Below are 12,162 nucleotides of genomic sequence, written 5' to 3'. Positions count from 1 at the left end.
GACCAGAGATGCTGGCGGTGAAACGGTTGCTGATAGCCTGGCCAGCAGCATCGTCTTTTGCGCTGTTAATACGCAGACCAGAAGACAGGCGTTGGATCGCAGTGCCGAGAGTGGACTGAGATTTGTTCAGGTTGTTTTGTGCAACCAGGCTCAGTGCGTTGGTATTAATGACCTGTGACATGATATATCCTCAATTAAAACCTGGCGGTGCGATCCGCCCGGAATAGAATTTAAACTGAATATGCGTTGTAACTCCCGCATACCACAGTTATCGGCGTGGAAATAAAGTGGCTAAAGCGAATGAGATAAAAAAAGTAAAAAGATGGTGGAAATGTAAGAGGACAAATTAAAGAAGGTTAATCATTTCATTTATTACTTTGTTGAAAAAAAGTTAAATATTTATCCAGTCTGTTTTTATGCCGATATAAGGTAGAGATTCTTAAAAATCACAACCCCTCAGGAGAAACAACATGGGTATATCATCACTGGGAATCGGTTCAGGGATCGATACCGCATCAATGCTGGAGCAACTGAAAGCCAGCGAACAGCAGCGCCTGACGCCCTATACCAGTCTTCAGAACAGCTATAAAGCGAAGATTTCAGCCTGGGGATCTATCTCCAGCCTATTGTCTACGCTGCAAAAATCGGTGAAGTCATTAGGCGGTGATGCGTTTAATACCCTGAAAGTGAGTACCAACAAAGCTTTTACCGCGACGGCAAGCACGGGGGCGCTGGCGGATACTCATGAAATTACTGTGGAACAACTGGCATCTGCTCATAAACTGAAAACGGCAACCCAAACCAGTGATGACACTGCTCTGGGGACGACGACTAGTGGTGGAACAAGAAAGATCACCATCACGCAAAAAGACGGAAAAACCACTGAAGTTGAACTTAAAGACGATGAAACGTCGTTAAACAGCATTGCCAAGGCTATCAACAAGCAAAATGGTGATGTCAGTGCCAGCGTTCAGCGTACAGACAATGGGTACCAACTGGTACTTAGCTCTAAAACCACCGGCAGCGATGGCGAAATGAGCGTTAAGGTCGACGGCGACCAGAATCTTGCTGACATCATGGACACCTCAGCGGGCGGTCAGCATCTGGATGATCAAGGTGTACCGGTTGCGGGCGATCCAGGAGCTGCTGACAAGATGATTTCGGTGTCGGATGCTAAAGACGCCAAACTGTCTGTTGATGGTACTGACTTTACCCGTTCCAATAACAACATTACTGACATCATTGACGGTGTGACCCTGAAACTGAATGCCGTTTCTGAAGCCGATAAAAATGATCCAACCAAATTACAATCCGAGCAGTTGACATTAACGGCTGATACCTCCGCCATTAAAACCAACCTTAAGGATTTTGTTAAGCAATACAATGCGCTGCTGTCAGCAACAACTGCCGCCAGTAAATATGTCAAGAATGATACCTCCGGCCTGAGTGATGATGCTGTCGCAACGCCCAGCACCAAGAGCGGGGCATTGATGGGCGATTCCACGCTGCGTGGAATGGTCAGTCAAATTCGTTCTACGGTAAACGGCGTTTATGGTGATTCTGGCGCAGACTATGGTGCATTAGCCGATCTGGGTATCAAAATTGATGCCGCAACCGGACAGATGACGCTGGATGAAGACAAGCTGGATAAGGCTATCGCTGATGATCCAGACCAGATCGCCAATATGTTTGTGGGGCATGGCAGTAATGAAGGCATGGCGACCACGCTGGGTAATATCATCAGTAGCTATGTTGGTACTGGTAGCGATGATAAAACCGGGCTTATCAAGACCACCACTGACGGCCTTGATTCACAAAACAAAGTGGTTCAGCAGCAAATTGATAAGACCCAGAAACTGATCGATGCTCAGGTTGAGCGTTATCGCATTCAGTTCCAGAATCTGGATACCGCGATGTCAAAAATGAACAGCATGAACTCGCAATTAACCTCTCTTTTATCAACGCTTTAATAGAGTAAAGGCTGACGGAGCGATATTCCGTCAGCCCCGCAGGAGTCACATATGTACACTTCACAGGGCGCAGAAGCCTACAAACAAGTTTCGCTACAGAGCAAACTGGCAGGAGCAACCCCACATCAGCTTATTTCTATGCTGTTTGATGGTATTCATAGCGCAATCCAGAAAGCGATTATCTATTTTGCGCAGGGTAATATTGCGCGTCGCGGGGAGATGATCTCTAAAGCGATTAATATTATTGATAATGGCTTAAGGACCTCGCTCGATCATGAAAAAGGTCTGCATATTGCAGACGAACTCGAACAACTTTATGAGTATATGTCACGTACATTGTTTCAGGCTAACCGGACGAACGATCCTGAATTGCTGAAGCATGTCGATCAACTATTAATGCGGCTTGCAGAAACCTGGGAAGAAATTGACCCACAGCAAACCCGGGGGAGACGTGACTAATTTGATTTCACATTATGATAATTTGTTCGACATGAACCAGTCGATGTTAACGATGGTGCGTGAAGAAAAATGGGATGCCTTTTTAGCGCTTCTGGATATCTTTCTGGCGAAAGCGGAAGACTTAATGACTGGCACCAGTGGGGTAACGCTGTCTGAAATCGAACGCGAACGTATCAGAAGCCTGGTACGCGAACTTATGAACGGTACTGAAGAGTTGATCCGTAAAGTTAATATCAGACTCGAAACGCTCAAGCAAAACATGTCGTCCTTGCATCAGGGTTCAAAAGTGAGTCAAATGTATACGGCTTTTGATGCGGCAAGACGTTAATTCCCATTGATTATACTGCATTTCCAGGGCGGCAAATGAACAGTGTTAACATTAGTTAATGTCCATCGGAGTCATGGGCATTAACAATATTTTTGATTCTCAACAGGTTACACTATATTCTTTTTTTTCAGTCTCTGGATTTTACGCAACCCTCTCCTTAAACGTCGTTCTTCATTGAGATTTTCCTCAACTCTGTGATGCCTTTGGCAGAACATCATTCTCCTTGCAGTAAAATGCCTCGATGTTTTCAATAAATGCAATGGAGTTTATGTGTTTACGATATGCTGGAATATCAAAACCATTGACCGAATTTCAATGATAGAAGACGTTTTAAAAGAATTTTCATTATATAATATTAATATTATTTCAATGAAGGTGACCGCCGGACGTATTCTGATTAAATCAATGTGTCGTCATACGGGTGATATAAATAGTCTGGTGAACCGATTAAATAATCACCACGACATTATTAATGTTGAGCATTTTAACACCGACAGCGAAATTACATCTCCGGTATCAGCAAAACAAAGTGAATATTTTACTGATATGATTGGCGAGAGCCAGCAAATGCAATCGCTTATAGAAAAAGCGATAAAGTTTTCCGAAAGTCGTTTTACCGTATTGATTCGTGGTGAAACGGGAACAGGGAAAGAGTTGCTGGCGCGCGCTATTCATAATTGTGGGTCACGACGTTTACACGCTTTTATTCCGGTAAACTGTTCGACTATTCCTGAAGAGCTGATGGAAAGCGAGTTCTTTGGTTACGAGAAAGGCGCGTTCACCGGGGCCGATGGTAAAGGGAAGAAAGGATTGTTTGAAATGGCGGATAAAGGCACGCTGTTTCTTGATGAATTTGGCGAAATGCCACTAAGTATGCAGGCAAAACTACTGCGCGTTTTGCAGGATAGCGGTATCCGGCGTATAGGCAGTTCTCAGATTGTCTCTTTCGATACTCGGGTTATCGTCGCCACTAATGCAAACCTGGAAGAGATGATGTTGAATCGTCAGTTACGTGCCGACCTCTATTATCGAATAAATATCCTTTCGTTGACGATCCCGCCGCTTCGCCAGCATCCGCAAGATATTACGTTATTAATTGATCATTTTCTGCAAAAGCATGTCTGCGAGTTCAGGCGAGCATTGGTTTTTGATAAATATAGTCTGGAATTTTTGCAGCATTACACATGGCCGGGTAACATCAGAGAACTGGAGAATATTATCATCCGTTTGATGCATATGTCGGACAGTGGAATAGTGACAATGGAAGAGCTGAAATGGATGAATTCTATATACCTGGAGAATCAGCAAAGCCACAGTGAGAATATGGGGCCTTTAAAAGAGCAAGTTCGTTTAACTGAACGTAAAATTATCGAAAAGATGTTAGATGATAATAATTCTACACGCAGCATTGCTAAAGTACTGGGCGTTTCGCACACTACCGTTTTGAATAAAATACGCAGCTACCAACAAGATGTGGTTTATTAACGCCCCCATCTAAAAAATGAGGGCGTCCAAAATACTACTCAATGAGTTTCAGCAGCGGTGAGAGGCAGAGTAGAATACCGTAGATAAAAATAAGCCAGGTTCTGATTCCGCGCAGGTTTTCTAGCGCCTTGACACTGTAAATTAAGAACACAGGGATCAAACAAGAGACGATACCGTACAATGGACTACCAAGCTGGAAAAACACCAGGACGGATACACGAAATGAAACCCAGACAACCAGTGTCGCAACAATAAAAACACCAATTCCTGCTGTGAGCATTTGCGGGCTGACTTTCTCGACATTAATTACCCGACTTAGAATATTGAGCACAATGCCTTTTAATGCTTCATGAAAACCAAGATAAATACCGAAAAAAGCGGTCAGGACTGCAAATATATTTAATATTGTCGAAGCAAGATGAATAACTTCTCCAGGTATCACCTGCGTTGCCAGCGCCAGGGCAGAAATATTCTGCTCAAATGCGGAAACCGCTTCTTCATGGCTGATGGAAAAAGTGAATGAGAATGAAAAGAATAATATGATGGTTATCAGTGCAATGTAACTGATTCGATGCGTGCGGATGGCCATTCTGGTGGCCATCACCCTGTCTTTTTCTCTTTTTCGATAGGCGATATTCATCGGATTCAACACCTGAATAAAGACGGCTGAAAAAAAACAAAACGGGATGGTCAGCAGAACGTCGCGAAAAAAATCACTCATTGGGGGAAATACACTGATATTATTAAAATTCCAGTGTGGGATCATGATAAAACCGAGTATAACAATAATCCCCACTTTGATGATTACCATTGGCCCGGAAATTTTAAATAATATTTTTTCACCACGAGAGGCAATGGTAACCAAAACAGAAAAGACAATGATTTTATAGACAATGGATTGTGACAAGTCGCTATCGGTTAAACCAAAGTGCTTGATGTACGAAGCGCTGTCAAAAATGACGGAAAGAGAGTAGATGAATATTCCATGGACAATCATCAAAAAATAGATAACCCCTAAAAAAATGCCCCAGTTTTTCCCCAGGTAGTGGCTTATAATATCAGTATAATCGTTGCAGGTTTCACTTTTAGAAAGTGTTTTAAGATACATATCCTGCACAATATACGTTGCAGGGTAAGCAATAATAAATGCTGTAATGAAAACCCATATCCCTTTTAACCCGATCTGCACCGGCATTAAAACAGTACCTGCGCCAATGGCCATGCCAATGCATAATAAGACCCAACCAAAGTCATAGCGTGTAAAGGGGAGTTTATTGGTGAGTGTGTGAGAAATATTTACATAATTATCCGCTTGTTGCGTGCTGATTTGCATAATGAGCCTCCATCCTAATCCCTCTGCCAATAAAGCAGAGGGCAGGCATTGATATTTTAAATTAATTTCCGGCGATGGCTGTGGCGATTGCCTGCTGAAGGTCATCAATAATATCGTCAGGATCTTCCAGACCTACAGAAAGCCGAATCATTCCATCCGTAATTCCTGCTTTTAATCGTTCTTCTGGCGGAACAGGAGAGTGGGTCATCGATGCCGGATGTTGGATCAGCGTTTCGGTATCCCCAAGGCTTACCGCCAGCAAACATAAATTGACCGCGTTTATCATCCGTCTGCCAGATTCAAATCCTCCGGCTATTTCGAAACTGATGACGCCGCCGGGTAAAGTCATTTGTCGCTTATATAAATCGTACTGAGGGTGAGCCAGTAATCCAGGATAATAGACATGGGTAATTGCCGGATGGCTTTCAAGGAACTGCGCAATTTTCATGGCGTTGCTGGAGTGACGTTCCATCCTGACGCCGAGAGTTTTAACGCCACGCAAGGTCAGCCAGGCATTAAACGGACTCATACATCCGCCTGTAATATCCTTAAGTCCAACGTAACGCGCCTGGTCGATAAAGTCTTTTTTACCAACAATAACACCGCCAATGACATCGCCGTGACCGTTAATGTATTTAGTGACGCTATGTACAACAATATCTGCTCCCAGACGTAATGGTTGTTGACCGTAAGGCGACATAAAGGTGTTATCGACAATTAACAGCGCGCCGTGCTGATGCGCGATACCCGCGACCATTTCGATATCGACCAGTGTCAGTGTTGGATTGGCTGGGGTTTCGATATAAACAACCTTCGTTTCTGGCCGTATTGCTGCTTTTAGTTCAGCAATATTGGTTGCGTCTACAAAGCTTGTGGTAATGCCAAATTTCGGCATGCTGTGGGAAAGAAAAGCGTGCGTGCAACCATAAATTGCATTGGCAGAGACAATATGATCGCCTTGCTGACACAGAGTAAGCAGGGCTGTCGTAATTGCTGAAATTCCAGAAGCGGTCGCCAGCGCGGCTTCACCGTCTTCAAGGACGGCCATTTTTTGCTCAAGGGCATCTGTGGTGGGATTACCCAGGCGAGTATAAATATAACCTGGTTCTTCAAGTGCAAAACGTGCAGCGCCTTGTTCGGCATTATCAAAGACAAATGTTGATGTCTGGAAAATTGGCGTGCTGAGTGATCCTGTAGAAGGGTCCGGGTGTTGTCCTGCGTGAACAATTTTGGTATCGAATCGATAATTGCGGTTATTAGACATACTCTTTCCTTAATTTTATAAACGACTCGCTAATGACTTAGCAATTGCTATGCCAGATAAATAAGCGTGTATATTCAATTCATTTAGTTTTTTTTACGCCGTCGTTTATGTTCGGAATATTTCCAGTCTGGAAATAAAGTTGCCACTATTAACGGAAATTATAGTTACAACATTCTATTATGTGTTGAAATCGCCGCACTTTTTAAACTTCAGATGCTAAAATATCGTCATATAATACCTTATCGCTTAATCAAAACAATTGTTGCTCTAACCGACGAAGAGTTAGATTATTAGGCTAAATGTTGTAATGAGCAGCGCTTCTCGCCATGGGCCACTTTCAAGGAGATGAGAATTTATGTATTACAAGTTTGATGATCTTGAACAAAGAACCAGATATAGCCAAAACAAACATATCGAAGTACCGCAAGCCGCTATGAGAAAATATTATGAATGGCGTCGTCGTGTCAGGGACTATGGACATGATCCAAAAACAGCGGCAAATTCTGTTTCGGATGCAAATTGTGAAAAACTTCACGGTGTTACTGATACTTATTCATTTCGGCTGACTCAAGAGCACAGGGTTGTATTTACTAAGAAAGGTAATAATATAACAGTTCTATCCGTAGGCGGCCATTACGTTCGTTAGTAAGTAAAAACAGGTGTTATGCCAGAGCCTGTCAACAATTCTGTATAACTGCCGTCATGTTAAAGGTGATCGCTCAGGCGGTCACCGAACTCAATAATAAAACGGATCATCACCAACAGCCAGTTCTGGAACGACATACTCAATTTAAGGGTATCGTTGTTGAGTACCAGGTAAATGAGTTTTTTTACTTGGTACAGTACAAGATAAGTAACCGTGGCAATTTGTCATTGACCGCCTCTGACCCACAATCAAGTCTGGGTCAAGTATTTATGCTGCAAGAACAACAGTGTTTGTGGGAATATTGAATAAAAATAACTCACAGTCGTTCTTTCTGTAACGTCTTATGCAATTCCTGCCAAACGCCAATATATGACTCAGTCATCTTGCTAAGCGTGAACTCCGGTCGATTAACACTATTACGGAATATCTGCGCCTTCTGATCGTTACGTAATTTCTCGACATCCGAAAGGTAAGTAATAATCCGCTTTTGGATCGCGGCGATAGTCGGTTCACAAGCGTATTCCGGCTGCATATAACTATCCATACCTAATCCTGGCGTGGCGATTAATGCGCAGTTCGACAACAATGCTTCCAGACCAACAATACCGTAGCTTTCCTGCATACTTGGGAAAACGACGATATCAGTTTCCGCCAGCGCCCGTTTTTTCTCTTCCCCTTGCACAAAGGTCAAGCCTTTAAACCCTTCTTTTTCCATATAATCGGGGATTTTTTCAGGCCCATAAACCCTGGCTTCTATGCGCTGTCGATAGGTTGGTGGAAGTGTATTGATGGCATCACGGAAAATCAGGAAATTTTTCACAATATCGGTAAAGCGACCAAAAAAGCTAATCACGACTTTGCCTTCAGGATGGGGAATTTTATCCGCCGGATAATCTGCGAAATTCACACCGATCGGAAACAGGTGAGGAGGGACGATATCCGCCGAGACATGCTGAATAACAGAGCGATGGGCCCAATCGCTATGAAGAACCACCGCGCCACTTTGTCTTACGGCGATCCTCTGCTCCCAGTAATGCTGCATTCCTTTTTGTGTCCGGGTCAGATAGTGTTGCATACCGATATAGCTGGAATGCAGGGTGAACTGAACGCGGTTTAGCTCAAAAAAAGAACGGCAATAGCGGCGAGTTTTCATGTACCGAAATAATGTCAGGTTTGAACTCATTGAGGATCGGCTGAATTTTTTGCGCTGTACTCCAGGCCACGTTAAGACTGAGCGACTCCAGCGATGAATCGAGGGGTAAGGCCGGTTCTACCGTAATTTCATAATCAGCCAACTGAGAATGTGCTGTCTTTTGATTATTCAGATACAACACTTTAAAAGGATAATTACGCCGTTTTAATTCCGCCCAAAAGTGTTCATTAAAAAAACCAAGACCGCTAAACAGCACGTCCGGGGCTTCAGTTGTAACAATTAAAACTCGTGGTTGCATACCAAATCCTATTATCAAATGCAACGGATAGCCTGCCAGTCAATAAAAACCGGCAGGCTTCCATTTAACAATGGCTCTCCACTAGAAACGATATTTAATTCCTAATATAACCAGAGTATCGCTATAGCCACTGTCACCCATTTGCTGCGTGGCGTTACCCCAAAGATCCAGCCGACGAGATAACTGGCCCTCAAGTCCCACTTTTACTTCGCCAATATTTTTGGTTCCATCAATACTATTCTTATAGCCATTCATGGTTGCACCAAAATTATGAGTATTGTGGATCCAGTTGGCTTCGATAAATGGTTGGAATTTACGGTCTTTACCGTTATCAATAGCACTATGACCGTTGGCATAAGTACGAATACCAAGACGACTTTGAATATTGCCATCACCATCAAAGGAAACTCGTGAACCACCACTACTTGAATGTTCAGTGTGGTCATTGGCGCGAACGTTCATCCAGGTCAGTTGTCCCTTAGGTTGCAAATAATATTTCACACCGTCAGAGATTCGTTCCCCCAGTTTGAAGGTATAGCCAGCTTCAATTGATGCCGTAACACCCCGGGATTTATAGCTTTCCGTCGCCAACTGGTCACCTTTTACTTCATTATCAAACCAGTTATATAAAGCCCAGGCATCAACATAACTGCCTGTTTTATCATGCTCATTGGCATACCATGTGCCATACAATCCCGCACTGTACCCCTCCACAGAACCTGTGGATTTATATCCTGAATATTTTGATTCCGTATTGCTGTTTTGCCTGGCGAATCCGGCCATTACGCCCAAATGCCAACGGTCGAAACCATTGCTACTCCATTGTGCAATATCGCCACCTAGTTGAGAGACGTAACGATTCCCCTGATTTTTTAACTGACCACTGCTATCACGAGAACGGTTATGACCGCCAACCTGGCGCAGCCACAAACTGGTCACCTTTTGCTCACCGGTCAGGGCATCAGTATATTGGGTTTCCCCCATACGATCGTGAAGGCGCATCAGGAACAGGCTATTGGCGGCCATATGGTTAAACATATAGCTCCCCGGTTCGGGGCGATTGATATTTTCAGGCTCAGGCTCAGGCTTCGGTTCTGGAGTTGGCGTAGGCTCGGGGTCTGGATCAGGTTCCGGGTTCGGTATAACCGGATCTTCAGGTATGACAATCGGAAGCTGTGAACGCAGATACCAGTCACCATCCTGGTTATTCACGCTATTTTTATGCAAATAGTATTCATATGCACCGCCAACAACACGACCTTGCTGAATAAACTCACCGGCGGAATCACCGTTAACTTCAATAACTTTGATCCCTTCACTGGTTTTAGCCCCTGTTCCGCCAGAATTATTAATCAGCAGATAACTTTGTCCGGAGGTTGAACCATTAATGATGACTCTGTCTGTAGGAGAACTGTCATCCCCCAGGTAAGTATCCAGCTCAACAGTGCCATTATTACCCACATAATCACCGTCGATAGTAAAACGATCGCCTACGACGTTATTAGCGAGAATTAAACGGCCCTGGTTTTTGAAGGTGGGCAAATTCTGCAACAGCGCGCTGTTTGCGCTGCCATCGGCATTCGCGGTCAGTATAATTTGACCGAGGTTATTCAACTCTGTCGTTCCGCCACCAAAATCACTGGTTGCCACAGAAGCAACCGTATCCCGAACACCATCCCGATCGGAATCTGACCACTGACGAATATTCCAGATGCCCGTTGTGTCATTCACGATCTTATCCTGACCGCTGGTTAATTGAATAACACCAGTCATCGTTCCGGCATTGGTGATGCTGGTAGCCGCCCCGGTGTATTGGTAGGTATTAATACCCGACGGATTATTAGTGTAGTTGAGATCATAATAATCATAGCCCGTTGCGCTAATCGCGACATCAGACAATGCCCCCAGCGTTGCACCTTCATCAATCGTGATACTGGAAGTTGCTCCACCGATGGTTTTAATCCCCGCACCTTCAGAGCCGCCATCAACTACACTACCTTCCTGTAAGTGAACATCAAACACACTCTGAGGATCGAGAATAATGTAGCCGCCGCTACTATAGGAATATTCAGGGCCGGTATCCTGTAAACGAATCGCATCTCCAACTTGAGAGCGAATAACGCCTGAGGTTGTCACCCGAGATTCCAGCGCCTGAGAATATATTGCGGCGGTATCTTTACTGGCACTCTGGTTAACAATTTGACTATCGGAATATTGCGTCACGGCCCCCAACGCTAATAGACCGCCGGATGCACCCGCCAGATAAACACTGGCATGTTGGGTTCCACGAACGTTGGTTATATCAAAGATTATACCGCCGGAAGGCCCGGAGATGGGGGGCTGAGGATCCTGTACATCAACATCAGCGGTGTTTCCGGTATAAATATTGCCAGATGTGCTCACTTCAATTTCAGTGTTGCTACGACCTAATGCCTCTATACCCGTAGCGTCCGAATGAATGGTTGTGCCAGCCTCTAAATGGATAACTGATTTATCCGTAGTCATATAATCAGTTTCGTATTGATAGGCTGGGGTACTAGTAGGATTATTTATGTCAGTATGAATATGGATATTTATTTTGTTATCAGCATAGACACAGCTCGTTTCAGGTCTGGTACTGACATAATCACAAGAATCTGCGGCATAGGCGGTATTGAAAGCCAGAAAGATAGCACCTGCAACCAGGGTTTTGTTAAAGGGATTTTGACCGGCGTGATAGTGTACATTCTGTAGCGCTATTTTAGGTTTTTCAATGTTCCCTTCTGAATAGCACCGATTGTATCTATTATCCATAATAGCTCATCCTGATGAAATTTATCCATTTAATAAAACCGACGAGAGCAATACCACACGCAACGCATTTGGTTTAGGTTAAGAGTCTATACGCCCCATTAATTTTGTAAATAAGAAATATTGAACTTTTGGTTAAAATATCATTCAGTGATAAAAATCAACATTTTCATACTCAAATAAATACACATTCGGGATCAGAAAACGATAGTTATTATACAAATTTCAACTAGTTAAAGTGAAAATGATTTAACAAACGGAATGAGCGATTAATAAAATTGTTAGCGATATAAAATAAGGATTTTTATAAACAACACCAGGAAATTTCCATGATTAATGCGGACAAATCACTCGTCTCTTTTGATTATTCAAAAAGTTAAAGAAGAAGATCTGTATCCTGAACAATGGCCAGAAAGGCCTCGAGAGGTCTAACTCT

Annotated in this window: 10 protein-coding genes and 2 pseudogenes; 5 read left to right on the top strand and 7 right to left on the bottom strand. The window is 43.6% G+C overall.

Translation table 11 applies throughout. The annotated features are described in order from the left end of the window. A pseudogene (locus tag CRI63_RS23430) lies at positions 1-181 on the bottom strand (flagellin FliC); the annotation flags it as partial. 289 nt (positions 182-470) lie between these two features. Between CRI63_RS23430 and fliD the strand changes: the two are divergent. From fliD to CRI63_RS23410, 4 genes are all read left to right on the top strand, one after another. Beyond that, positions 471-1,970 (top strand): flagellar filament capping protein FliD, encoded by a 1,500-nt coding sequence (gene fliD, locus CRI63_RS23425; RefSeq protein WP_135520970.1) that lies wholly within the window; start codon positions 471-473, stop codon positions 1,968-1,970. A gap of 51 nt (positions 1,971-2,021) precedes the next feature. Continuing rightward, the gene (fliS, locus tag CRI63_RS23420) at positions 2,022-2,429 is read left to right on the top strand and encodes a flagellar export chaperone FliS (protein WP_130224554.1); all 408 of its coding nucleotides are present in this window, start codon (positions 2,022-2,024) and stop codon (positions 2,427-2,429) included. Further along, complete coding sequence (locus CRI63_RS23415) at positions 2,422-2,757, top strand: flagellar protein FliT (RefSeq protein ID WP_130224556.1); 336 nt, start codon at positions 2,422-2,424, stop codon at positions 2,755-2,757. Before fliS ends, CRI63_RS23415 begins: the two co-directional genes overlap by 8 nt. Before the next feature lie 270 nt (positions 2,758-3,027). Beyond that, the gene (locus CRI63_RS23410) at positions 3,028-4,242 is read left to right on the top strand and encodes a sigma 54-interacting transcriptional regulator (RefSeq protein ID WP_135520968.1); all 1,215 of its coding nucleotides are present in this window, start codon (positions 3,028-3,030) and stop codon (positions 4,240-4,242) included. Positions 4,243-4,276: 34 nt separating this feature from the next. Here CRI63_RS23410 and CRI63_RS23405 read toward each other — a convergent pair whose 3' ends face one another. Beyond that, positions 4,277-5,575, bottom strand: coding sequence for an aromatic amino acid transport family protein (locus CRI63_RS23405; RefSeq protein WP_135520967.1), 1,299 nt, complete (start codon positions 5,573-5,575; stop codon positions 4,277-4,279). 61 nt (positions 5,576-5,636) lie between these two features. Continuing rightward, positions 5,637-6,839, bottom strand: a complete 1,203-nt coding sequence (gene megL / locus CRI63_RS23400; protein ID WP_135520965.1) for a methionine gamma-lyase — start codon at positions 6,837-6,839, stop codon at positions 5,637-5,639. A 355-nt stretch (positions 6,840-7,194) separates the two neighbouring features. Here megL and CRI63_RS23395 point away from each other — a divergent pair, with 355 nt between their 5' ends. After that, entirely contained in the window at positions 7,195-7,485 is a 291-nt protein-coding gene (locus CRI63_RS23395) for a type II toxin-antitoxin system YoeB family toxin (RefSeq protein WP_135520963.1), read from the top strand. 59 nt (positions 7,486-7,544) lie between these two features. Here the strand turns inward: CRI63_RS23395 and CRI63_RS24610 are convergent. The 4 genes and pseudogenes from CRI63_RS24610 to CRI63_RS23380 form a co-directional block, all read right to left on the bottom strand. Beyond that, positions 7,545-7,673: pseudogene (locus CRI63_RS24610) on the bottom strand (IS256 family transposase); the annotation flags it as partial. 128 nt (positions 7,674-7,801) lie between these two features. Further along, a complete protein-coding gene (locus CRI63_RS23390; protein ID WP_167852332.1) occupies positions 7,802-8,560 on the bottom strand; it encodes a glycosyltransferase family 4 protein in 759 nt (252 codons plus the stop codon). A gap of 43 nt (positions 8,561-8,603) precedes the next feature. After that, entirely contained in the window at positions 8,604-8,936 is a 333-nt protein-coding gene (locus CRI63_RS23385) for a glycosyltransferase (RefSeq protein ID WP_135520959.1), read from the bottom strand. A gap of 81 nt (positions 8,937-9,017) precedes the next feature. Further along, positions 9,018-11,729, bottom strand: a complete 2,712-nt coding sequence (locus CRI63_RS23380; protein WP_135520957.1) for an autotransporter outer membrane beta-barrel domain-containing protein — start codon at positions 11,727-11,729, stop codon at positions 9,018-9,020. Positions 11,730-12,162 lie beyond the last annotated feature (433 nt).

This window comes from Escherichia sp. E2661 (assembly GCF_004745185.1).
Lineage (GTDB): Bacteria > Pseudomonadota > Gammaproteobacteria > Enterobacterales > Enterobacteriaceae > Escherichia.
Note: the sequence above shows the minus strand (reverse complement) of the source record. Positions and strands in the feature narration are given on the sequence as shown.